Below are 23,654 nucleotides of genomic sequence, written 5' to 3'. Positions count from 1 at the left end.
CGGGGGGTTTCGGGAATCATGGGTCGTCGTCGGGGAGTTCTCGCAGGGATCACAGCGGTCGTCCTGGCGGCAGCCACAGTCTTCGTCGGAGTCGCTCCGGCGGCATTCGCCGTCGCGGCGTTCTCGATCCAGAAGACCACCGTCGAGCAGGGGCCGTTCAGCCCCGGCGACACCGTCACCTTCCAGATCGTCGTCAACTGCTCGTCGACGAACGACCCCGGCTGCTTCGACACCGTCCTGAGCGACACGCTGCCCGCGCCGCTGGAGTTCAACCCCGACAACCCGACCCCCGTGACCGTCGCGCTCGCGGCGCCCTCGGGCCAGCCGGTCGGGGAGTACGACCTGGCCGTCGATCCCGCGACGAACAGCTTCACCGTCACCCCGGGCACCGACCTCGATGCCAGCCCGGTGGTGTGGCCCGCGGGAAACAGCATGACGATCACGGTGAACGCGATCGTGCCGCCCGATGCGGAGGGCACGTGGGACGGTCAGACCGTCACGAACACCGCGTCGGTCGCGGCGGACAACGCCTCGACCGCCAGCAGCTCCGCTGATGTGACGCTCGCCGTCGAGACCACCCTCGTGCCGAGCATCGACAAGTCCGTGACGCCGACGACCACCATTCCCGCGGTGCCCGGGCGGCCTGTGGACTGGACGGTGACGCCCGGCAATGCGTCCAACCAGAACGTCGACACGATCGTCGTGCAGGACCCGGTGTCGCCGCCGAGCACGTTCAGCGGCTATCTCGACGTCACGGGCTACGACGTCACCGCGCCCGCCGGCACCACGTCCACGACCACCGAGTACTACGTCGACGGCGTGTGGACGACGACCGAGCCCGACCCGATCAGCGACGCCGGCGGTATCCGCGTCACCTTCACCGGCACGTTCGCGCCCGGGGCGACAGGCAGCGTCGTGGTGCACACCGTCACCAACGATGGGGTCACGACCATCTTCGACGGCGAGGACGTGACCGTCACCAACGATGCGTCGTCGACCGTGTCGAAGGGGGCCGACACGAGCGACCCCGTCACCGACGATGCGGGCGTCACGATCGCGCAGCGCGAGCCCGACGTGTCGATCACGAAGAGCTTCGGCGACAACACCCTCGTGAGCGGGCAGAGCACCACCGCGGACATCACCGCGACGGTGGGTGAGCAGAACGTGCAGACCGTCACCATCACGGAGCCTTCCGCGGGCAGTGCGACCTTCACCGATCAGGGCCTGCGCTTCGACGGCTTCGGCGACGGCATCTCGTGGCCGGTGGCCGCGACGTCGGCCGAGATCACCTACACCTACAGCGACTGCGCCACCAGCACGGCCTCGACGACGACCGTCAACACGCTCCCCGCTCCGACCGCGGACTGCACGGTCGAGGGATACACCGTGGTGTTCTCGGCGGAGGGTGACGACATCGTGTCGGGCGCCTACGCGACACTGCCCATGGACGTGACCGCGCTGACGACCGAGTCCGCGGTGGCCAGCACGAACGTGGTCGACACGGCAGTCGAGAACACGAACGGGCAGACCGGCACCGCCGAGGCCGAGGCCCCCTTCACGATCGAACCCCTGTTCCTCGACACGAGCGTCACGAAGGGCATCAACCCCGACCGGATCTGGGGTGTCCCCGGGACGACAGCCGACATGACGCTGACGGGCAACGTGACCCCCGAGTCGACGGCCGGCTCGGACAAGCTCGTCATCTCCGACCCCGCGTTCCCGGGCACCGAGACGGAGTTCTGGGACAGCTTCACCGTCACCCAGATCGACGACACCGACATCCCGGAGTGCACGACGCTCACCGTCCGCTACTGGTCGACGTCGGCAGGAGAGTGGGTGGACTTCCCGGGCGCGACGGAGGTGCCCGGTCCTGAGAGCCTGTGGTCGTACGACGTGCCGGCCGAGCTGCAATCCGACATCGGCGGCATCCAGTTCGAATACCTCCCGATGGACGCCGAGGGATGCCCCGCCCAGCTGGCGCCCGGGTTCACCGTGGTGACGCACCTCGACCTCGAGCTCACTCAGGAGGTCGACGAGACCACGACGTTCACCAACACCGCCCAGTCCCTCGTCGACAACCCCGACGCCGGCGGCGAGCACACCGACACCGCCGCGGACGGGATCGACGTCGAGCCGATCGAAGGTGGTGACGGCCCGGACTTCCTCGACAAGGAGTGGACCCCCGAAGACAACGTGGCGGCGCTGACCGGCGACGTGCGAACCGCCCGGCTGTGGTGGTCGACCGACGGGCTCAACATCTCGCAGATGACGCTCACCGACATCTCTGAGACGCAGAACCCCGCGACGACGGTGTCGACGGTGTACGACGCGTTCGACCTCGTGCGCATCGACCCCATCACGACGGCGACCGATCCCTTGATCGCGAACGCCGTGATCAGCGAGGTGTCGCTCTACCTCGACGGCAGCGGATGGACCGACATCACCTCCCAGGCCTGCGCCGCCGGCTGCGACGGCGGGTTCGGTGGCTACACGCTGACCGACGCGCAGTCCGAGGACACGCTGTCGGTGCGCATCGTGCTGACCGAGAAGACGCCGGGCGCCGGCGTCGGCTCCTCGTACGACCGCCGGCCGATCGACCTCGACTTCCGCGTCCGCGACACCCTGCGCAGCAACCCCGACCAGTGGGTGCTCGGCGACCTGCACCCGTACACGTACAACACGACCAGCCCGGGGCGCGTCAACAACACCGCCAGCGCCCACGGCGTCAACCCGGCGACCGGGGTCGACAGCGTCGACGTGGCCGACGACGACATCCAGATCGTCGATCAGCCCATCAACGCCACGATGACCAAGACGTTCGACCAGGATCAGCTGGGCCTGCCCGACCCGAGCCTGGGCATCGACCCCGCCGACTACCCGCTCATCAGCGGCACGATCACCGCGACGAACACGTCGGCCGCGCGCGTCGTGGGAATGACGATCAGCGACCCGACATCCGGGCAGGCGCTGGCCGACACGGCGTTCGACACGCTGAACCTGTACGACATCGACGCCATCCAGGTGCCGCAGGGCATCACCGAGGCCGAGACGAGCGTCACACTGGCGTTCTTCGACGGCACGTCGACCACGTACTCCTACGCCGACGCGCTCGCGCTCGGTGCGGCCGACCTCGTGGATGTCGTCGGAGTCACCGTGACCTTCCGCGACGACGACGGCGGGGCCGTCATCGCGACAGGCGCCACCGGCGGCATCACGCTCACGTGGCAGCTGCGCGAGGAGCTGCGATCCGCTCCCGGCACGCTGGTGACGGTGACTCCCCCGGGCGAGAGCATCGAGAACGACGCGCACACGCAGCTCGAGAGCCCGGTGCTCGACGACTGCGCCGACAACCAGTGCGGCACCGGCGCGGCCGACGCGAACGACGACTTCCAGATCGTCGCTGCGAGCTACACGATCACCACGACGAAGTCGATCACTCCCGCAAGCATCTACGAGGACCAGTCGAAGAGCTACGTGACGAACCTCGGCGGCCGCCCCAACGGCACCGCGCGGACCACGTTCTTCAGCCTCACCGACACGACGCCGACGTTCTGGAACACGATGGACTACGTCGGCGCCCAGATCAACGTCCCCGCGCCCGTCAACAACGTCGCGATGGACGTGCTCGTGGACGACGACGCCGGCAGCGACGTCGAGTACACGGAGTCGGGCGGCGTACTCACCGCGACGTGCAACGGCCAGCCGCTCGCGGACGACTCGCCCTGCTGGGTCAACGGGGAGTGGGTGGATGCCGCACCCGGCACGATCGAGAGCTTCGACCTTCCCGCCGGCGTGGCCGACGCGGGCACGGTCGTCGGCGTGCGCTTCCGCGCTCAGGAGGTCGACGCCGACGGGAACGTGCTGCAGTGGGAGCGGCCGTACAACCCGCAGCTGACGTTCTCGCTCACCACCATGCGCCGCGACACGCTGCGCAGCGACCCGAGCACCCTCGTGTCCACCACGCGCCCCGACCTGCAGCCCAACCCGGGTGAGACCGCGCTCGGTGTCATCTCGAACGACGTGCAGTCGTACAGCGAGGCGCAGTTCGGCGCGCAGACCTTCACGCAGACGGGCGAGGCTGCCGCCAGCACGATCGTGCGGCACCGCACCAACGCGGTGTCGGTCACCAAGACCCGCGGCTCGTCGCAGCTCATCGCCCAGTCGGCGAATATCCCCTATGTCATCACCGCAACCAACACCGGCCAGTGGAACATGACGGGGTTCACGATCGTCGACCAGGTCGCGACCGACGCGAACGGCTCCCTGCTGGTCGAGCCCGATCCTCCCGCCTACCGGTTCGCGCTGAGCGGCACGGGCGCGCCCACCGGCGACCCCGGCTTCACGGCATCGCTCGATGAGGCCACGGGCCTGCTCACGATCACGCCGCCGGACGGCTTCGTGTTCAATGCGGGCTGGACGCTCACGGTGAACGCCCCGCTGAAGTTCCGCGCCGACGTGACCCCCGACACGATCGTGACCAACGAGGTGACGGTGAGCTCCGACCGCCTCTTCGAGACGTGCCAGGGCACGACCGTCGCGAACGGCAGGGACCTCACGCCCAAACCCGTCGAGAACACGCCGCCGGGCGTGCCGGACTGCTCCGCCGACACGTCGGTCGCACCGCTGGCCGCCGCCACGATCGCCGCCAAGAAGTACGTCAAGGGCGACGACGCCGGCGACCCGACCGTCCCGGGCGACGACGACCTCGGCGTGCTCGCGTTCACGGGCGGCGCGTCGTCGTGCGACCCGAGCGTGCCCGGGGTCGTCACCGCGACCGGCTTCTACTCGTATCCCTGCGCTCCGGTCACGAGGCCGGGCGGCAACGCGCTCTGGCAGGTCGACTTCACGAACACGGGCAACACCGCGGCGCGCGTCGTCGCGGCAGTCGACACGCTGCCGACGGTCGGCGACCAGGGCGTCATCGTGCCCGGTGACCGCGGGTCGCAGTTCCCCGTGTCGCTCACCGGTCAGCTGCAGGCGAACTTCGACGAACTCGTCGGCAGCGCCACCGCGACATACGGCATCTACCTCTCGCCGGTGCAGCTCAGCCAGTCCTGCAACTCGAACGCCATCAAGGTGTGGACCGAGAACGCCACGCCCGACCCGAATTGCAGCTTCGGCTGGGTGCGCGCCGACGCATCGACGCCGTCGGCGGTCATCCAGGCCGCGCGCAGCATGATGCTCGTGCTCGAGTACGAGAACCCGACGGGCGCGAGCCCCGCTCCGGGTCTGGAGCCGGGCGAGACGCTGCGCTTGATCTACCAGACGCAGACCCCGTATGTGCTGCCGGCCAACTCCGCCGTGCCGGACGGCCTTCCGGTCGCCTGGAACTCGTTCGCGACGGCATCCCGGTCCAACGCGACAGTGACGCAGCCCGAGCGGGCTTCACTCGTCGTCGAGCCCCAGAAGGTCGGCATCGCCGCCGCGACGGGACAGCTCGAGATGCAGAAGACCGTCGTCGCGCCCGAGTTCGCGAGTCCCATCGACCTGCCCGACGAGTACCCGCTGCTGGTGAGCTGCGTCTCGGGCGGGCAGCAGACCACGCTGCTGCATGCCGACGGCTCGGATGCCAGCCGCCCGCTGCTGCCGGCCGACGGCACGGTGCTGGTCTACGACAGCGCGACCGGACCGGTGAACCTGCCGCTGTTCGCGGACTGCTCGGTGGTCGAGGATCCGGTGACGCCCGGCGTCGAATGGAGCGTCGATCCGGATTCCACCGTCACCGCCGAACGCGACTTCGTGCAGGACACCCGCGTGTGGGATCCCTACACGGGTGACACCGACAGCACGCTGTTCCAGATCACGAACGAGTACTCCGCCGGAGGGTTCACCGTCGAGAAGGCGGTCGACGACGGGGGCGCGGTGAACCAGGACGGCGAGCCCATCACCTACGACCGCACCTACACGTTCACGGCGAGCTGCATCTTCCTCGACCAGGAGGCGATCCCCGAGGCGGACCGCACCTTCACCCTCGAGCGCGGCCAGTCGAAGACGTTCGAGAACCTCCCCGCCGGTGCGCAGTGCACCGTGACCGAGACGGATGCCGGGGGTGCGGCATCCACCACCATCACGGTCACCGAGGACGGCGACGGCACGGTGGACCAGCCGTTCGCGATCCTGCCGTACGAGGAGGGCACGACGACGGCTCGCACCGACGTCGCCGTCGAGAACGTGTACACCACCGGCTCGGTGCGGGTCGTCAAGACGGTGACCGGTGCCGGAGCCGAGGCGTGGGGTGCCGGGCCGTTCACCGTCGAGATGACGTGCACGCTCGACGGCGTGAGTCCGAACCCCGTGTTCGAGGACACCCGCACCCTGACCTCGCCCGACGATCTGACGTGGCAGGTGGACGACCTGCCGACCGGCGCGGAGTGCACCGTCACCGAGACCGACGACGGCGGCGCGAACGAGTCGACGGCCGGCGTCACGGTGACGGTCGGGGACGACACGACGGGTGTCGTGGACGCCGACATCACCAACGTCTTCACGCTCGGCTCGCTCGAGGTGCACAAGGAGCTCGAGGGCGCTCCCGCGAACGGGCTCGACCCCGCGACGACCGACACCTACACGGTGAGCCTCGCCTGCACACGCGTCGTCAACGGCGAGACCGTCGACGTGGCGATCCCGGGCGGCGCGACCCGCACCATCACCGGCGCGGGAACGGCGGTGTACGAGGGACTCCCCACCGGCGCCGAGTGCACGGTCACCGAGACCGACCAGGGCTTCGCGACCGGAACGCCGGTCATCACGCCCGACCAGCCGGTCACGATCGGCTCGGGCACGACGCCCGTCGAGGTCACCGTGACCAACGTGTTCGAGAACGGCTCGGTGTCGGTGCAGAAGTCGGTCGCCGCCCCCGCCGGCTTCCCGGTGCCGGAGTCGTTCACGGCGACCGTGTCGTGCACGTGGCAGGGCGCCGACGTCCCGCTCGCGGACGACGGTGTCGTCACGATCGTCCCGGGCGAGGATCCGGTCGTGATCCCCGACGTCCCGGTCGGCTCGATCTGCTCGGTCGAAGAGGACGACGCGGGCCAGACCGGCACGACCGTCTCTCCGGAGTCGATCACCGTCGCAGAGGCCGACCAGACGTTCGCGTTCGACGTCGAGAACACGTACGAGTGGGCCTCGCTCGAGGTCGGCAAGCTCGTCGAGTCGCTCGCCCCCGAGATCCCCACCGGCTTCGAGTTCAGCGTGGTGTGCATGTTCCAGGGCGAGACGGTCGTCGACGAGACGTTCACCCTGGACGCGAACGAGACCGAGACGATCACCGAGATCCCGGCGCGGTCCGAGTGCACGGTGACCGAGACCGACGACCGCGCCGCCGACGCCACGATCACCGCGGCCGATGTGCCGGGCGTCGAGGGCGACCTCGCCCCGATCATCGACCAGGCGACCCGCACGGTCGTCATTCCCGAACTGCAGCCCGACAGCACCGCGGTCGTCAACACGGTGACGTACACGAACTACTACGACGCGACCGCCGTCATCCTCGTGAAGGAGTTCGAGGGCGCCGGGGCCGCCCAGTTCGGGCTCGACAAGACCTTCACGTTCTCGGTGACGTGCACGTTCGGGGGCGAGACCCTCATCGACACCACCATCGAGCTGAACGCCGAGAACGGCTGGAGCTCCGCGGTCCACGACGTGGTGGCGGGATCCGAGTGCACCGTCGTGGAGGACGACCTCAACGGCGCCGACGCAGTCGTCATCACCCCGAACGACGGCGAGGACACGTCGGTCGGCACCGGCATCGTCCCGGTGACGGGCGGCCTCGTCACGGTGACCGCGACGAACTGGTACCTCACCGGCTCGGCCGAGGTGACCAAGACGTTCGCCGGCGACGGCGCCGAGAAGTTCGGCACCTCCGCCTACGAGCTGAGCCTGACGTGCGTGCGCGACGGCGAGCTCGTCGACATCCCCGACGGCCGCATCCGCGTCGTCAGCGCCGACTCGCCGACGGCGCTGTGGACGAACCTTCCCACCGGCTCGGAGTGCCGTCTGGTCGAGCAGGATGCCGGCGGCGCGAACTCGACCGAGATCCTCGACGCCGAGGGCAACGTGCTGGCGGGCGACGGCGAGGGCTACACCTTCACCGTCGAGACCGACCCGACGATCCTGAGCGTCGACGACCAACCCCAGCCGAGCCTGCAGGTGCGCAACACCTTCAACCTCGCGCAGGTGTCGGTCACGAAGACGGTCGACAACAGCGGAGCGGTCGACGCCAACGGCGACCCGGTCGTCTACGGTCCCTTCGAGGTCACGCTCGCCTGCATGTGGGATGAACAGCAGGTGACGGCGGCCGAGCCGATGACCCAGCAGATCGCCGACGGCGAGACGGTCACGTGGACCGAGCTGCCCGAAGGCGCGGACTGCACGGTGACCGAGACCGACACCGCCGGCGCCGAGTCGACGACCTCCGTGGTGACCGAGGGCGGCGCGACCGGTGACCCGCAGACCGGCACGGTCGTCGAGCTGGCACCGCTGCCGAACACGGATGCCGCCGATCAGACGTCGGCGGTGATCACCAACGTGTTCGGGGTCACCGACCTCAGCATCTCGAAGATCGTCGACGGGACGGGAGCGTCGAGCGTGACCCGCACGTTCCCGGTCGACGTGACGTGCGTGCTGATCGACCCGTCGCACCCCGATCCGGGCCTCGTCGTGCTCGACGCGTCGTACGACATCGGCGGCCCGAACCGGCTCACGGCCGAGGTCTCGAACCTGCCCGCAGGCAGCGAGTGCACCGTCACCGAGACCGACACGGGCTCGGCGGCGCAGACCACGATGACCGTCGACGGCGAGGAGCAGCCGGGCGCCTCCGGCACGGTGACGCTCACGTCGGGCCAGGTGACGATCGTGTTCACGAACACCTTCATCGCCCCGCTGCCGGCGACCGGTCTGGAGTCCCGGGCCACGGTGCTCGCACTGGCGGCCGGCTTCGCGATCCTCGCCGGGGGCGTCGCCCTCGTGATCGTCGCGATGCGCCGCCGCCGGCTGGGCTGACCCTCGGCGCCCTGAACAGGGGGATGGTGGATGCCGGGCCCCCGGCATCCACCATCCCGCCGCCTCCCGCGGCCGATGTCAGGCCGGCAGGGCGCCGCGAGCCGCCCGAGAGCCCTGGCGGGTCGCGCGGCGGTCGCGGTAGCGGCCGATGACGATGATGATCGTGCCGATCGCCAGGAACGCCGCCATGATCGCGCCGATGTAGGCGAACGCCGCGCTGTAGCCGCCGGCGCCGTGCGGGTCGAGGAAGGGATACGGGTACCACCACGGCGTCGTGCCGTCGGGGTTCGCGACGCGCTCGCCGCGGATCATCGTGTAGCCGGTCCACGCGAGCGGGTAGCCGACGAACACCGCGAGCGACCACCACGGCAGTCCGCGGCGCCGCGGGGCGAACAGCAGATCGAGGATGAAGTACAGCGGCAGCACGACGTGCAGCACTTCCACCGCGTACTGGTCGAGGATCGCGATGCCCGCCGTGTCGCCCAGCGCGACGGGTGAGGGCAGATCGCGCAGCAGCGCGTTGTAGACGACGCCGAGCAGCAGGACCGGGCCGGTGACGGCCCCCATCGCCAGAGCGATGCCCAGCGGCTCGCGGGCAGAGCCCGGGCGTCGCATCGTCCATGACGCGGCGGCGAGCAGCGTGCCGATGCTCAGCAGCGTCGACACGATCGTGAACAGGCTGAAGTAGTTGGCGAGGACGTCGCCGAGCCCCTGGCCCTGTCGTGCCGCGCGGTCGACGTTCACGATGAAGCCGGCGACGACGCCTGAGAACCCGGCCGTGGCGGCCGCGATCCGAAACCATGCCCAATGCATGACACACCCCCAGATGTTGCGACGACCCGCGGAGCGCGGGTCGCTGTCTTCGAGGTCGAGGGTGCTCGCGGCAATACGCGGGCGCGTGAAAACTTGGCGCGCGACGGCGCTGAAAGCGCTCGCCGATCGCCGGCGGTTGTGTTAGGTCTACAACATGTCGGCCGTTTGGGGGACAGATGCCACAACGGCGCGATCAGCGCTCCGGCGACCCCACCAGACGACGAACGACGCGACCGCGACGATCGCGATCGCGATGCCGATCACGTAGAGGATCACCGACGGCCAGCCGCCGGGGTTGTTCGGGTTCAGGAACGGGTAGGGGTACCAGAACGGGTCGCCGCTGACCGGGTTGGTCACGAGCGGTCCGCGCACCATCGTGTACACGACCCAGACGATGGGGAAGGCGACGATCCACCACAGCGACCGCCACGGCAACGCTCGGCGCAGCGGTCCGAAGAAGACGTCCGCGAGGAGGAACAGCGGGGCGATCAGATGCATCACCTCGTTCGACCACCACACCGGCTCACTGCCCTGCGGCAGCACGACGTTGCGCAGGAGCGTGTTGTAGACGATCCCCGTGATGATCATGTAGGTGCTGACCGCGGCGAGGGCCACCGCCAGACCGGTCGGCTCCCTGTCGGCGTCGCGGCCCCGCGTCCAGAACCAGATCGCCGCGACCAGCAGCACGACCGCCGCGGACGCGTTCGAGAGGATGGTGAAGAAGCTGAAGAAGTTCGCGATGGTGGTGCCGACGTCTCGTCCGAGCCCGATCGACGTGCCGACCGACTTCGCCAGCTGCGCGACGATCGCCGCCACGATCAGCGCGGCCATGGCCGCCCGCGCGATCGTCCAACCCTGTGCCCACCCCGGAGTACGCGTCATGGCCACACGATATCGGCTGGTCGCAGGCCACTTGGATAGGATGGGGTGTAACCGTCCAATAAACGGGGGAGTAGCCCATGCCAGGCATCGTGATCGTCGGAGTCCAGTGGGGAGACGAGGGCAAGGGCAAGGCCACCGACCTCCTCGGTGAGCGCACCGACTGGGTGGTCAAGTTCAACGGCGGCAACAACGCCGGTCACACGGTCGTGATCGGCGACGAGAAGTACGCCCTGCACCTGCTGCCGTCCGGCATCCTCTCTCCCGGCGTCAACCCGGTGATCGGCAACGGCGTGGTCATCGACCTCGAGGTGCTGTTCGCCGAGCTCGAGGCGCTCAAGTCGCGCGGCGTCGACACGTCGCGGCTCAAGGTGAGCGCCAACGCGCACATCATCACGCAGTACCACCGCACGCTCGACAAGGTCACCGAGCGCTTCCTCGGCAAGCGCATGATCGGCACGACCGGTCGCGGCATCGGTCCGGCGTACGCCGACAAGATCAACCGCGTCGGCATCCGTGTGCAGGACCTCTTCGACGAGAACATCCTGAGGCAGAAGGTCGAGGGCGCGCTCGACCAGAAGAACCACCTGCTGGTCAAGGTCTTCAACCGCCGCGCCATCACGTGCGACGAGATCGTCGACGACCTGCTGTCGTACGCCGACCGCCTGCGGCCCATGGTCACCGACACGGCGCTGCTGCTGAACGAGGCGCTCGACGCCGACGACGTCGTGGTGTTCGAGGGCGGCCAGGCGACGATGCTGGACGTCGACCACGGCACCTACCCGTTCGTCACGTCGTCGTCGGCGACCGCCGGCGGCGCGGCGACCGGCTCGGGCGTCGGCCCGAACCGCCTCGACCGCATCGTCGGCATCGTCAAGGCCTACACGACGCGCGTGGGGGCCGGTCCGTTCCCGACGGAGCTGTTCGACGAGAACGGCGACTTCCTGCGCTCGCGCGGGTTCGAGTTCGGCACGACCACGGGGCGTCCGCGGCGCGTGGGCTGGTACGACGCGCCCATCACGCGTTACGCGACCCGCATCAACGGCATCACCGACCTCGTGCTCACGAAGCTCGACATCCTCACGGGTCTCGACCAGATCCCCGTGTGCGTCGCGTACGACGTCGACGGCACGCGCTTCGACGAGGTGCCCGTGAACCAGTCCGACTTCCACCACGCGAAGCCGATCCTGGAGTACTTCCCCGGCTGGAAGCACGACATCTCGGGCGCCCGCACCTTCGAGGACCTTCCGCGCGAGGCGCAGGAGTACGTGCTCGCGCTGGAGGCGATGAGCGGCACCCGCATCTCGGTGATCGGCGTGGGCCCGGCCCGCGACGCCGTCATCGTCCGCCACGACCTCGTCGACTGAGGTTTTCGCGGCCTCGCCATTCGCCGAGATCAGGAGATCTCGCGTAGGCAGGTCGATTTCGCGCGGATCTGCCTGTGTAGGCGAGATCTCCTGATCTGGGAAAGGGTGTGGGATCGGTGCGGTTCTGGCTGGGCGGGTACACCGCCGACATGGGCGGGAGCGCGTCCGGAATCGGGATGCTGCTCGCCGGCGCGGCCGACGAAGCCTCGGCCGGCGGGCCGCTGGCCTACGCCGGCGAGGTCGCCACGGCTGATTCGCCGTCGTGGCTCGCTCCGCACCCGAGCCTGGATGTCGTGTACGCGGCGCTCGAGCACCGGCAGCAGGTGCAGGCCTTCCGGCGCACCGGCGAGACGACGTTCGCACCGCTCGGCGACCCCGTGGCGGCCGGTGAGGCCGTGTGCCACATCGCTGTCGCTCCGGACGGCGGCTCGCTGATCGCCAGCTGCTGGGGCGACGGCCGAGTGGTGCGGATGACGGTGGATGCCGCCGGCCGCCCCTCCTCCCCGGTCCTGGCTCCGGCGGCCGTGGACCCGTACGGTCCCGACGCGGCTCCTGCCGAGGCCGGCGATCTCGATCTCACCGCGGCCGCTCGCGCGCTGCGCGAGGCCGCGGGTGAGGAGTTCGCCCACCTCGTGCCCGACCACGACGTGCCGGACGAGACGGCCGGGGACGAGGCATCCGGTCGCCCCTCGCGTGCGCATCAGGCCGTGTTCCTGCCGGGGGGTCTGGTCGCGACGACCGATCTCGGGTACGACGTCGTGCGCTTCTGGCGCGCGGGTGCGACGTCGCTGACGCCGCTGCAGCAGGTGGCGCTGCCGAAGGGCAGCGGCCCGCGGCACATGGTGTGGCACCCGAGCGGGCACCTCTACGTGGTCACCGAGCTGTCGTGCGAGCTGTTCGTGCTCGCGGCGTCCGCCGACGGGACGTGGTCGCTCGTGAGCGGCACGCCGCTCGGCGCGGGCACGCTGCCGGGCGACAGCGCGGCCGAGCTCGCGGCCTCGCGTGACGGCGAGTTCCTCTACGCCGGCGTGCGCGGCAGCAACACGATCGCGACGCTGCGGGTGCGCGGCGCGGGGGAGTCGGCGGCGCCGGTGGCGCTCGTCGACGCAGGCGTGAACTGGCCCCGCCACCACGTGGTGGTGCGCGACACGCTGCTCGTGGCCGGCCAGCTGTCGGACGAGGTGGCCTCGCTCACCCTCGACCTGCGCACCGGCGTGCCCGGCCGCGTGCGGCACCGCACGGGCGCGCCGTCGCCGACCTGCCTGCTGCCCGTCCGCTGATCCACAGCCGTCGGGGCGGCGCTGCGGCCCTTGTTAGCCTGGTCGCGGGACGAAAGGCGGCGATGAGCGCGAACACGACGCTGAGCGGTGCGGCACGCAACCGCCTGTTCGCGTTCAACGGCACCGCCTGGATCGCGGGGCTCATCCTCATCGCCGTCATCTCGGTCTTCCTGATCTCGGATGCCGTCGGCGAGACGTCCTCGTCGAGCGACGACTACTACGGCGAGCCGTGGGTCAACCCCGACCCGCCGATCGCCGATGACGAGGGCGACGGCGTCTTCAGCGGGACGGACGGCGCCAAGATCTCGCTCCAGGGCCTCGACCCCTCGCGACCGCTGCTGATCACGGCCCTCGACGACACGTACGTCGCCGGCGTGTGGGTGACGGGCCCGGACGGCGAGATCCTCACACCGGGCGAGTACGGCGACGCGCCGTCCTTCGACGCCTACAACCTGTCGGGCGAGCAGTGGGTGCTCGTGCCGCAGGCGGATGTCGCGCTCTGGGTCGACGGATTCAGCGACGAGCGCTTCCGGCTGAAGATCACGACGCCCGAGGTCGAGAAGCGCACGGGCGTCGTGAGCGGGATCGGAAGCACGACGTTCTTCGTCGACGAGGGCGTCACGACGGCGCGCGTGAGCATGCGCGGCGACGGTCACCTGTACCTCACCGCGGTCACCGTCGCCGGTCAGGAAGAGGTGTTCTCGTCGACCGACGCCACCGACAAGTCGATCGCGTGGGCCGACAGCGACATTGCGATGTTCGTGGTCGACGCGTCCGACGACACCGCGTGGACCATCGACTTCCCGACCCCGGCGGCCGCTCCCACGCCGGCAGCGACACCGACGGAAGGGACCGGGGAGTGAACGGGTTCCGCCGGATCCGCCTGTTCTCGGCGGTGACGTGGGCGGTCGGCACGGTCGTCGTCGTGGCGCTCGCGTTCTTCACCTTCCCGTCGCTGGCGATCAACCCCCGCACCGGCGAGCTGCTCGTGGGGGAGGGCGAGGGCGAGTACGAGTACCCGTGGGAGACCCCCGGCGCGACGGAGCTCGAGATCGTCGACGGCGTCGTGCACGGCACGCGGGCGGGCGGGTACCTGCGCCTGCCGGGCGGCTCGGCGCTGCTGACCCTCACGCCGGCGCCGGGCAACGACGAGGACGAGTGGGTGCGCGTGTACCAGCAGCGGGGCACCGGGACCGACCCCGAGGCGAGCGACTGGGACTGGCCCGGGTACCTCGGTGCGCTGTATCCCGATAGCGATGTCGTGGTCCTCCCCGGCAGCGAGGACGGCCTGCTGTGGTTCGGCGAGGCGCTCGACGACTGGTCCGCGACGGTCACGTACCCCGAGGCCACGCCGATGACCGGGACCGCCTCGGGCAAGGGCAACGCGCTGCTGCTGTACGAGGGCGAGGCGCTCAGCGGTCGCTTCCAGCACACCGGCACCGGCGTCTTCCTGGTCGGGGCCGTCACCGTGGGCGACTGGAACAGCCTCGTCAACGACGTCGACGAGGTCGACGAGAGGGCATCGTGGGAGCCGACCGACCGCATCGTGTTCCAGGTCGAGTCCGACACCGGCGACGGCAACTGGACCATCACGCTCGACACCCCCGCCGGGGCCGCCCCCGATCCCGCACCGACGCCGGCGCCGTGAGCCCCGGCATCCCTTCGATCCCCACCCAAAGGAGCTGACGTGACCTTCGCCGACACCCTCACCGAGGCGTTCAAGGCGCGCCTGCCGCTGCTGTACATCGAGACCGGCGAAGAGGTGCGCGCCATCGCGGCCATCTCGGACGCCGCCGAGACACAGCGCCACCCCAGGGCGCTGTGGACGTGGAGCGCCGCGCTCGGCCTCGTCGGCCCCGACGGCAAGTCGGTCGGCAACACCGTCAACCCCGCCCGCGCGCTGCAGCACATCGCCGGCGTCGACACCCCCAGCGTCTTCGTGTTCTGCGACCTGCACGCCTACCTCGGCGGCGAGCACCGTCCGGGCGACCCTGTGCTGGTGCGGACGGTGCGCGAGACGGCACTCGAGTTCCGCCACGGCGACGTGTCGCGCACGCTCGTGATCACCGCGCCGGTGCGGGTCATCCCGCCCGAGCTCGAAGAGGTCACGCACCTGCTGGACTTCCCGCTGCCGACCGCCGCCGAGATCCGCGACCTGCTCGAGACGATGATCGAGAACAACGCGTCGGGCGACGGGCGGATCCGGGTGGATGCCGACGACGCGGCCCGCGAGCAGCTCGTGCATGCCGCGCTCGGCCTGTCGATGGCCGAGGCCGAGAACGCGTTCGCGCGCGCCATGGTCAACGACGGCAGCCTGTCGGCGCAGGACGTGCCGATCGTGCTCGACGAGAAGCGCCAGGTGGTGCGCAAGTCGGGCGTGCTCGAGTTCGTGCAGGCCGATATCGACCTCGACGACGTCGGCGGGCTCAACAACCTCAAGCGCTGGCTGTCGCGCCGCGACGGCTCGTGGCTCGGCAGCGCCCGCGACTACGGGCTGCCGGCGCCGAAGGGCGTGCTGATCACGGGCATCCCCGGCTGTGGAAAGTCGCTCACCGCGAAGGCGACGGCGGCGTCGTGGGGACTGCCGCTGCTGCGCCTCGACATCGGCCGCATCTTCTCGGGCCTCGTGGGCTCCAGCGAGCAGAACCTGCGCACCGCCATCGCGACCGCCGAAGCGGTCGCCCCGTGCGTGCTGTGGGTCGACGAGATCGAGAAGGGGTTCTCGAACACCACCGGCCAGGGCGACTCCGGCACCACCGCCCGGGTGTTCGGCACCTTCCTGACGTGGATGCAAGAGAAGCGGCATCCCGTCTTCGTCGTCGCCACGGCGAACAACATCGACTCGCTGCCGCCGGAGTTCCTGCGCAAGGGCCGCTTCGACGAGATCTTCTTCGTCGACCTGCCGACGGCCCACGAGCGCGAGGCGATCTGGCGGCTGCAGCTGCGCTCGCGCGCGTCGGAGGCGAACGGCCTCGAGGCGATCGCGTCGGACGACGCCGCCCTGGCCGAGCTGGCCGCGGCCAGCGAGAACCACTCGGGCGCCGAGATCGAGCAGTCGGTGGTGTCGTCGCTGTACGAGGGCTTCGGCGGGCGCTCGAAGATCACGCTCGACACCGTGCGCGAGGTCGTCGACACGATGATCCCGCTCGCGGTGACGCAGGCCGAACAGGTCCAGCGCATCCGCGCGTGGGCCACCGAACGCGCCGTCCGCGCGACGGGCACCGAGGACCTGGATGCCGCTGAACTGACCGGCGCGGCCGCCGAGGGCGCCCTGTCGTCGCGTCGCGGCGGCCGGACAGTGGACTACTGAGGACGGGGAACATGGCCAAGCAGCTCGTGGTGCGACTGCACCCGGACGGAACCGTGGATGCCGAGACGATCGGCATGCAGGGACCGGAATGCCTCGATCACATCGAGGCGCTCGAGGCGCTGCTCGACGCCGAGACGGTGTCGTCGAGCTTCACCGAGGACTACACGACGGCCTCGACGTCGGCCGTCTCGTCGATCGACGACGAGCAGTCGGACCGGACCACATGACCACCGTCGTCGCCCAGTCGCAGGGCCGCGGAGGGCAGGGTTCCCTCCTCGGCACGGTCCCGCCCGTCGCGGGACCGGCCGGCGCCGTGCGCTGGTCGCGGTTCCTGCCCGCGACGGCGGCCGAAGGGCCGGGCGTGCGCGCGGCGGTGTGGCTGCAGGGGTGCGCGGTCCACTGCCCCGAGTGCTTCAACCCCCAGCTGTGGGCGCCGCGCGGAGGAGTCGTCACCGCGCCCGACGAGCTCGCGCGGGAGTGCGTGGCCGCGGCCCTGGCCGCCGGCGCCGAAGGCCTCACGCTGCTCGGCGGCGAGCCGTTCGAGCAGGCGCGGGGTGCGGCATCCCTCGCTCGCGCGTTCCAGGAGGCGGGCCTGGGCGTCATGACCTTCAGCGGGCACCCGTACGAGCTGCTCGCGGCATGGGCCGAGGACGGCCGCGACGACATCGCCGAGCTGCTCGCCGCGACGGATCTGCTGTGCGACGGCCCGTACCTGCGCGAGCTGCCCGACACCGAGCGCCCGTGGGTCGGCTCACGCAACCAGGGCATCCGCGCGCTGACGCCTCGCTACGAGACCCTGGTTCGAGAGATCGACGCCGACGGCGGCCCCGACCGCGTCGAGGTGCGCATCGCCCGCGACGGGACGGTCGCCGTCAACGGGTGGGCGACGGATGCCGCCCTCGCGGCGCTCTTCGACGACCTCGGCGTGCGCGCCGACAGCCCCGCGCAGGTCGCCGCCGCACACAGACGAACACGAGTGGAGGCCGTGCGATGAGCGTGACCCTGATCCTGATCCCCGCGGCGCTCGCCGCCGCCACCGCGATCTCCGCCGCCGGCGGCATCGGCGCGCTCAGCCAGCTGGGGCGCGAGCACGAGGAGGACGAGACCGCCACGGGCGGGGCCGAGAGCGGGCCGCGCCCCATCGAGGTGCGCACGCGCATGAAGGACCCCGACCTGCTGGGCGACGCCCTGCGCGACATCGGTGCGACCGCGGTGAGGCTCGACGGCGACGCGCTGTCCGCGGCGATCGACGGCGTCGAGCTCGACATGACCCGCTCCGAGGACGGCGTGTGGGCGGCGCACTTCCAGCGTGCCGACGGCCGCGAGCTCGCCGAGTCCGAGGCGGCCGACCTCGTGGCCCGGCTGGACGCCGCGTATGCCCTGCGTGTGCAGCAGGCCGTGGCCGCGCGGATCCGCGACCGTGCGGCATCCGCCGGCTTCGAACTGGTCTCGGAGTCCCGCGACCAGGACGACACCGTCACGATGGTGCTCGACGTGAAGGACTACGCGTGAGCACGACCCGCGCGACACCGGCGAACGACGTCCCGAGCATCGGCTGGCTGCTCGGAATGAGCTCCTGGATGCTGCTCACCCTGGTTCCCGGTCCCATGTTCGCGTGGCTGGGCTTCGGCATCATCGGCGTCGTGTCGCGCAGCCGGCGGCTCATCATCCTCGGCGTGGTGTGGGCGGCCGTGGCCATCCTCGTGAACCTGGAGCTGTGGGGCGAGGCACAGCCGATCGTGCGCGCGGTCGCGTACCTGGCCGGCATGGTGTGCGCGCTCGCGGTGAACCCGGGGTGGCTGCGCACCATGTGGCAGCGGCGCCTCGACAGGTCCGGCATGGGCGTGACGGCGGCGCGCACCGCCGCGACGGGGGCCGGGACGACCCCGACGGGCAACCGTGCGAGCCGGCGCGCCGCGGCCAAACGCAAGCGCGCCGCGCAGCAGAAGGCCGAGGCTGACGCCGCGAAGTCGCGCGCCGCCGCGCCCGCACCGGAACCGGTGCCCGACGAGGCGCGAGAGCTCGCCGCCGAGGTGGGAGCGTCGGCGGACGACCTGCTCGAGGCGCCCACGCCGACTCCGGCCGCCCCCGCCGAGCCGGTCGACGTCAACACCGCGACGGCCAAGGAGCTCGAAGGGCTCCCGGGTGTCACCCGCGCCCGTGCCCGCAAGGCTGTGGCCGAGCGCGACGAGCAGGGCGGCTTCAGTTCGCTCGAGGACTTCGGCGAGACGCTCGGCCTGCAGCCGCACGAGATCGTGCGGCTGCGCAAGGTTGCGGTGTGCTCCCCGCGCCCGCGCGGCGAGCGCCGGTTCGGTCGTCGCGTCGACTTCTGATCCGCCGGGCGATACGGCGGTGAGGGATGCCGCACCGCGGGCCGCGGCATCCCGAACCGGCCGCGTCAGGCGGCTCGGACGGATGCCGCGCGCGCGGGCGCGACCGGCTCGTGCAGGCGGTCGACCACGTGCTCTGCGTCGCGGCCCATGCCCATGAGCGTCGGGGAGGCGACGGCGTACTGGAACGGCAGGCCCATGAACGCCAGCCCGGGCACCCGCCTCGCCAGGCCGCGCACGTGGTCGGGCCAGCCGTCGCCGCCGAACGCGGCCGCGATGTCGATGAACGCCAGGTCGGGGCGCGAGCCGGTGCTCCACACGATGGTGGCGGCATCCATCGCCTCTCCGTCGACGACCGGGCGTCCTCCCGACACGGCGGTGAGGCGTCCGACGCGGCGCACACCCGCGCGGTCGAGGTCCGACAGGTGGTTGCGCACGAGGTTCACGCCGTGGCCGCGATGCTCGTCGGCGAACCGGCGACCCCGCTCGGTGTCGAGCCTCAGCCCGCGCAGCCGGCGGATCGCGATGCCCGCGATCAGGTTGCCGACGGGTGTGTCGATGCGCCCGGGCACCTGGCCGGGGTGCCGCCCGGCGAGCGTCGTGGCGTGGCCGGCGGCGGCGGCCTCCAGCGCGATGTCGGTGCCCGAGTTTCCGGCGCCGACGACGAGCACGGGACCGGGGGCGAAGTCCTCCGGGCCCTGGTAGTCGAGCGAGTGGACGGTGCGGATCGCCGGATCGAGCTCCCGCGCCAACGACGGCACGATCGGCACATGGTGCGCGCCCGCGGCGACGACGACATGCGCGGCGACCAGGTCATCCCCGGTCGAGAGTGCGAGGCGGAAGCGCCCGTCGCCATCCAGCGACAGCCGCGACACGCGTGTCGACAGCCGCAGCGGTGAGCCGATGGCCGCGGCGCAGCGCTCCAGGTAGTCGCCGAACTGCGTGCCCGTCGGGTAGGCGAAGTAGCCGATGTCGAGCCGCGTCCCGGGCAGTTCGGCCCAGCGCCGCGGCGTGAAGAGCCGCAGCGAGCGATAGCGGTGCCGCCACGTGTCGCCGACCCGGTCGCCCGCGTCGATGAGCAGGTGGTCGATGCCGCGCTCGGCGAGCAGGCGTGCCGTGTGAAGGCCGGCGGCGCCCGCGCCGATGACGATGGTGTCGAGTTCTGTCGTGTCCATGTCGTCCTCCTGCGCTCACGGTAGGTCCGCGGCGCACGGGCCGGCATCGGCAGAAATGACCAATTCGCGCGTGGATGCCGCGGCCCGGCGCCCCTACGCGGTCGCGGCGAGGCCGTGCTCGAACGCGTACGCCGTGGCGGCCGAGCGGCTCGGCACCCCGAGCTTCGCGAGTATGCTGCCGACGTGGCGGGCGACCGTGCGCTCGCTCAGGAACAGGTGCTCGGCGATGCGCCGGTTCGACCAGCCGCGGGCGACGAGGGTCAGGACCTCGCGCTCGCGGCGGCTGAGTCCCGGATCGGACTCCGTCGCCGCGGCGGTCGCGGTCCGCTCGAGTCGTGCGAGGTCGGGGATGGCGCCGAGGCCCTCCAGCACCCCGCGCGCCGCGTCGAACTCCAGCTCTGCCCCCTCGCCGTCGCCGAGCGCCCGCACCGCTTCGCCGATGGAGACGCGCGTCACGGCCGCATCGTACGGTGCGTCGAGCCGGCGCCATCCCGCCCACGCGGCACGCAGCAGGGGCAGCGCTTCCAGCGGGCGTCCGGCCGCGACGGCGACGTCGCCGTCGGCTCGGGACGACAGCGCCCGCAGGTACAGCGTGTCGAACGCCTCGGCGCACGTGGCTAGCTCCGCCGCGGCATCCTTCGCGTCCTCCAGGTGCCCGCGGTCCAGCGCGATCCGCACCGCGGCCGCGAGCACCTCGCTCCGTGTGGCGGGGTCGACGCTCGTGCTCCGAGCCGTCGTCAGCCCGGCCCACGCGCCGGCGAGATCCCCGGCGTCGCGGTGCAGCAGGGCCAGCGCCGGCTGCACGTCGCGTCCGAGCGCCGCAGCGCGGCGCAGCGCATCGCGGCTCGCGTCGGCGCGCCCCGCCACGCGATGCAGGTCGGCGGCGCGGTACCACGCGTTGGCGAGGGTCTCGGTGCGCTTCTCGGTCTCGCACACCTGCGCGGCGGCCGAGGCGGCACCCGTCCACTCGCCGCCGATCTGCATGACGCTCGCCCGGTGCAGCGTGCACTCGCCCCGGAAGGGCTCGAGCCCGTGCTGCGCGTCGCACCAGTCGCCGAGCTCGCGCGTCCACACGCGCGCCCGTTCGATGTCGCCGCGGGCGAGCAGGCTCGCGATCACGGCGCAGTACGCCGGGCCAGCGGCGCGATCGCTGACGCGGCCGTTCGCGATCCGCAGCATCACGCCGTCGAACGTCTCGAAGGCCTCGGCGACGCGACCGTCGGCCAGCAGTGCCCGGCCGAGTCCCATCGTCGCCAGGGTCGCCGTGTCGGCGTCGTGTGCGGCATCCGCTCGCTCGATCGCGTCGCGGTACAGGGGGATGGATGCCGCAGCCTCGCCGTGCGCGAAGGCTCCGAACGCCGCGCAGAGGGCGCGCATCCCGTCGACCGGGGGCTTCGCGTCCGGTCGGCCGCACAGCTCCATGAGCCTGCCCATCCACGCGCCCGCGCGGACGCCGTCGCCGTGCTCGCTCAGCGTGAAGCCGAGCCAGAACACGCATCGGACGGCCGACGCGAGGTCGCCGTCGTCGAGGTAGCGCAGATGCGCGCGCTCCCACGCGCGCTGCGAGACGTCGTCGCGCCCCACGAACCAGGCCGCTTGGCCGAGCTCGTCCAGCTCGTCGCCGGCCAGAGCGGCCTCGTGAGCGGCGAGCTGCTCGAACCGTCCGGTCCAGTCCACGACGGCGGCGCCGCGGATCGCCATGCGCACAGTATGGGCGCGCGGCGATCGGCCGACAAGGCCGCGCGTCAGATCTTGGCGTCCTGCTTCGGGATGAAGACCTGCTTGATGATGAGCAGGATCGACGCCGTCACGGGGATGGCGACGAGCGCCCCGAGCAGACCGAGCAGCGTGCCGCCGACCATCGCCCCGATGACGACGAGCGCGCCGGGCACCGAGATCGCCTTGTTCATGACCTTCGGCGTCAGCACATACGCCTCGAGCTGCATGTAGATCAGGTACACGATCGCGAAGATGAGCGCCGGCAGCCAGCCCGTGAAGAGGGCGATGACGGTCGCCGTGATCCAGTAGAGCACCGAACCGATGAGCGGGATCAGCGTGATGCAGAACGCCAGCACACCCATGAGGGCCGGGAAGGGCAGCCCGAGGAACAGGTGCAGCAGGAAGGCCACGATCGAGTTGCAGAACGCCAGCACGACCATGCCCATGAGGTAGGCGCCGATGGAGTCGGTGATCTGCTCCGTCATCGCGCCGGCCTTGGCGCGGTTGCGCGCCGGGGCGAACCGGACGAACGCGACCTTGATGGTCGGCAGGCCCGCGAGGAAGTACAGGCTCAGCACGAGCACGATGATCAGGCCCGAGATCGTCGTTCCGACGCTCACCGCGAAGTTCACCACGCCGCCGCCGATCGCGGCGATGTTCGCCGGATCGGTCAGGAATTTCTCCACCTGGTCGGTGATCTGCCCGACCTGATTGCCGAACGTCGAGCTCAGCCACGCGTAGAAGTCGGACTTCTGGAAGTCGTCGACGTACTGCGGCAGATCGCTGAAGAAGGCCGAGATCTGCTTGACGAGCGTAGGGATGACCAACAGCATCACGCCGGCGAACACCAGCGCGAAGGCCGTGTAGACGACCACGATCGCCCACGGTCGCGACACGTGATGCTTGCCGAGCCAGCGCACCACCGGGTCGAGCCCGAGCGCCGCGAACAGCGCGAAGACGACGTAGATGATGATCGTCGAGAGGTTCCAGAACGCCAGGCCCAGCGCGGCCGCGGCGAGGGCGCCGAGGGTGAGCAGCAGGCCCAGGCGGAACGGGCTGTTGAGGTTGGCCCAGAAGGTCTTGCCTGCCGGTGCCTCGCCGGTGAACACCGGCTGGCCGTCGGGTCCGGTCACCGTGCCGTCGGCGTTCACGGCGCGCGTCGCCGCGCCGGCGGCCGTCGCCTGGCGGTCGGTGCCCGCGAGCACGGGGGCCGAGAGGGGCTCGGCGGCTTCGGCGTCCGTAGCGCCGAGCGAGGGCGAAGCATCCGTCATGCGAGACACTCTAGGGCTGTGCCGCGCGTGTGCACGAGAGAACGACCGCAACATCACCCGGATGACATGACGCGCCGCCGCATGCCGCCGATCGCGCGACGCTGCGCGAGAGACCCCTCGGGTAGGGTCGAGGGGCGAAGGAGGACCCCATGACCGAAGACCCCACGGCGACGCTCACCCGGCTGCGCAGCAGCATCGACAACATCGACGCCGCCCTGGTGTATCTGCTCGCCGAGCGCTTCAAGGCGACGAAGCAGGTCGGGCATCTCAAGGCCGACCACGGCATGCCGGCGTCCGACCCCGCGCGAGAGGAGCAGCAGGTCGCGCGCCTGCGCAGTCTCGCCGAGCAGGCGGATCTCGATCCCGCGTTCGCCGAGAAGTGGTTCAACTTCGTGGTCGCCGAGGTCATCCGTCACCACACCGAGGTCGCCGACTCCCGCTGAGCGTCGTTCCGTACGGAATGCGGATGCCGCCACCCCGCGCACGCGCCGGGTGGCGGCATCCTCTGTC

General features: G+C 70.9%; 16 protein-coding genes. 11 read left to right on the top strand and 5 right to left on the bottom strand.

Features of this window, described 5'->3' with window-relative positions; translation table 11 throughout:
• The first annotated feature begins 18 nt into the window (after window positions 1–18).
• Complete coding sequence (locus tag JNB62_RS02460) at window positions 19–9,000, top strand: DUF5979 domain-containing protein (RefSeq protein WP_220299299.1); 8,982 nt, start codon at window positions 19–21, stop codon at window positions 8,998–9,000.
• A 78-nt stretch (window positions 9,001–9,078) separates the two neighbouring features.
• Here the strand turns inward: JNB62_RS02460 and JNB62_RS02455 are convergent, their stop codons facing one another.
• On the bottom strand, window positions 9,079–9,813 hold the full coding sequence (locus JNB62_RS02455; protein WP_220299298.1) for a Pr6Pr family membrane protein: 735 nt from the start codon (window positions 9,811–9,813) through the stop codon (window positions 9,079–9,081).
• 147 nt (window positions 9,814–9,960) lie between these two features.
• Entirely contained in the window at window positions 9,961–10,695 is a 735-nt protein-coding gene (locus tag JNB62_RS02450) for a Pr6Pr family membrane protein (RefSeq protein ID WP_223230885.1), read from the bottom strand.
• A 77-nt stretch (window positions 10,696–10,772) separates the two neighbouring features.
• Between JNB62_RS02450 and JNB62_RS02445 the strand changes: the two genes are divergently transcribed.
• The 9 genes from JNB62_RS02445 (at window position 10,773) to JNB62_RS02405 (ending at window position 18,982) form a co-directional block, all read left to right on the top strand.
• The gene (locus tag JNB62_RS02445) at window positions 10,773–12,059 is read left to right on the top strand and encodes an adenylosuccinate synthase (protein ID WP_220299297.1); all 1,287 of its coding nucleotides are present in this window, start codon (window positions 10,773–10,775) and stop codon (window positions 12,057–12,059) included.
• 116 nt (window positions 12,060–12,175) lie between these two features.
• Window positions 12,176–13,339, top strand: coding sequence for a lactonase family protein (locus JNB62_RS02440; RefSeq protein ID WP_220299296.1), 1,164 nt, complete (start codon window positions 12,176–12,178; stop codon window positions 13,337–13,339).
• 62 nt (window positions 13,340–13,401) lie between these two features.
• Entirely contained in the window at window positions 13,402–14,202 is an 801-nt protein-coding gene (locus JNB62_RS02435) for a hypothetical protein (protein WP_220299295.1), read from the top strand.
• Window positions 14,199–14,987, top strand: coding sequence for a hypothetical protein (locus JNB62_RS02430; protein WP_220299294.1), 789 nt, complete (start codon window positions 14,199–14,201; stop codon window positions 14,985–14,987). The genes JNB62_RS02435 and JNB62_RS02430 overlap by 4 nt, the downstream gene beginning before the upstream one ends.
• 39 nt (window positions 14,988–15,026) lie before the next feature.
• Window positions 15,027–16,649 (top strand): AAA family ATPase, encoded by a 1,623-nt coding sequence (locus tag JNB62_RS02425; protein WP_220299293.1) that lies wholly within the window; start codon window positions 15,027–15,029, stop codon window positions 16,647–16,649.
• A gap of 11 nt (window positions 16,650–16,660) precedes the next feature.
• On the top strand, window positions 16,661–16,876 hold the full coding sequence (locus JNB62_RS02420; protein ID WP_220299292.1) for a DUF2997 domain-containing protein: 216 nt from the start codon (window positions 16,661–16,663) through the stop codon (window positions 16,874–16,876).
• Window positions 16,873–17,643 (top strand): 4Fe-4S single cluster domain-containing protein, encoded by a 771-nt coding sequence (locus tag JNB62_RS02415; protein ID WP_220299291.1) that lies wholly within the window; start codon window positions 16,873–16,875, stop codon window positions 17,641–17,643. The genes JNB62_RS02420 and JNB62_RS02415 overlap by 4 nt, the downstream gene beginning before the upstream one ends.
• Entirely contained in the window at window positions 17,640–18,161 is a 522-nt protein-coding gene (locus JNB62_RS02410) for a hypothetical protein (RefSeq protein WP_220299290.1), read from the top strand. The genes JNB62_RS02415 and JNB62_RS02410 overlap by 4 nt, the downstream gene beginning before the upstream one ends.
• Window positions 18,158–18,982: a ComEA family DNA-binding protein gene (locus JNB62_RS02405; protein WP_308291702.1), complete on the top strand. Its 825-nt coding sequence runs from the start codon at window positions 18,158–18,160 to the stop codon at window positions 18,980–18,982. The genes JNB62_RS02410 and JNB62_RS02405 overlap by 4 nt, the downstream gene beginning before the upstream one ends.
• A 65-nt stretch (window positions 18,983–19,047) precedes the next feature.
• Here the strand turns inward: JNB62_RS02405 and JNB62_RS02400 are convergent, their stop codons facing one another.
• The 3 genes from JNB62_RS02400 to JNB62_RS02390 form a co-directional block, all read right to left on the bottom strand.
• The gene (locus tag JNB62_RS02400; protein ID WP_220299289.1) at window positions 19,048–20,154 is read right to left on the bottom strand and encodes a flavin-containing monooxygenase; all 1,107 of its coding nucleotides are present in this window, start codon (window positions 20,152–20,154) and stop codon (window positions 19,048–19,050) included.
• A 93-nt stretch (window positions 20,155–20,247) separates the two neighbouring features.
• Complete coding sequence (locus tag JNB62_RS02395; RefSeq protein ID WP_220299288.1) at window positions 20,248–21,855, bottom strand: response regulator transcription factor; 1,608 nt, start codon at window positions 21,853–21,855, stop codon at window positions 20,248–20,250.
• A 44-nt stretch (window positions 21,856–21,899) separates the two neighbouring features.
• Entirely contained in the window at window positions 21,900–23,144 is a 1,245-nt protein-coding gene (locus JNB62_RS02390) for an AI-2E family transporter (protein ID WP_220299287.1), read from the bottom strand.
• A 149-nt stretch (window positions 23,145–23,293) separates the two neighbouring features.
• Here JNB62_RS02390 and JNB62_RS02385 point away from each other — a divergent pair, with 149 nt between their 5' ends.
• Entirely contained in the window at window positions 23,294–23,587 is a 294-nt protein-coding gene (locus tag JNB62_RS02385; RefSeq protein WP_220299286.1) for a chorismate mutase, read from the top strand.
• The last annotated feature ends 67 nt before the right edge of the window (window positions 23,588–23,654 follow it).

The sequence above is a fragment of the Microbacterium jejuense genome (assembly GCF_019511665.1).
GTDB classification, from domain to species: Bacteria; Actinomycetota; Actinomycetes; order Actinomycetales; family Microbacteriaceae; genus Microbacterium; species Microbacterium jejuense_A.
This window is presented reverse-complemented; position numbering and strand designations above follow the sequence as displayed.

Coding starts and splice junctions, on each gene's coding strand:
- JNB62_RS02460 (WP_220299299.1), top strand. CDS start 19: ATGGGTCGTCGTCGGGGAGTTCTCGCAGGGATCACAGCGGTCGTCCTG.
- JNB62_RS02455 (WP_220299298.1), bottom strand. CDS start 9,813: ATGCATTGGGCATGGTTTCGGATCGCGGCCGCCACGGCCGGGTTCTCA.
- JNB62_RS02450 (WP_223230885.1), bottom strand. CDS start 10,695: ATGACGCGTACTCCGGGGTGGGCACAGGGTTGGACGATCGCGCGGGCG.
- JNB62_RS02445 (WP_220299297.1), top strand. CDS start 10,773: ATGCCAGGCATCGTGATCGTCGGAGTCCAGTGGGGAGACGAGGGCAAG.
- JNB62_RS02435 (WP_220299295.1), top strand. CDS start 13,402: ATGAGCGCGAACACGACGCTGAGCGGTGCGGCACGCAACCGCCTGTTC.
- JNB62_RS02420 (WP_220299292.1), top strand. CDS start 16,661: ATGGCCAAGCAGCTCGTGGTGCGACTGCACCCGGACGGAACCGTGGAT.
- JNB62_RS02415 (WP_220299291.1), top strand. CDS start 16,873: ATGACCACCGTCGTCGCCCAGTCGCAGGGCCGCGGAGGGCAGGGTTCC.
- JNB62_RS02410 (WP_220299290.1), top strand. CDS start 17,640: ATGAGCGTGACCCTGATCCTGATCCCCGCGGCGCTCGCCGCCGCCACC.
- JNB62_RS02400 (WP_220299289.1), bottom strand. CDS start 20,154: ATGGACACGACAGAACTCGACACCATCGTCATCGGCGCGGGCGCCGCC.
- JNB62_RS02395 (WP_220299288.1), bottom strand. CDS start 21,855: ATGGCGATCCGCGGCGCCGCCGTCGTGGACTGGACCGGACGGTTCGAG.
- JNB62_RS02390 (WP_220299287.1), bottom strand. CDS start 23,144: ATGACGGATGCTTCGCCCTCGCTCGGCGCTACGGACGCCGAAGCCGCC.
- JNB62_RS02385 (WP_220299286.1), top strand. CDS start 23,294: ATGACCGAAGACCCCACGGCGACGCTCACCCGGCTGCGCAGCAGCATC.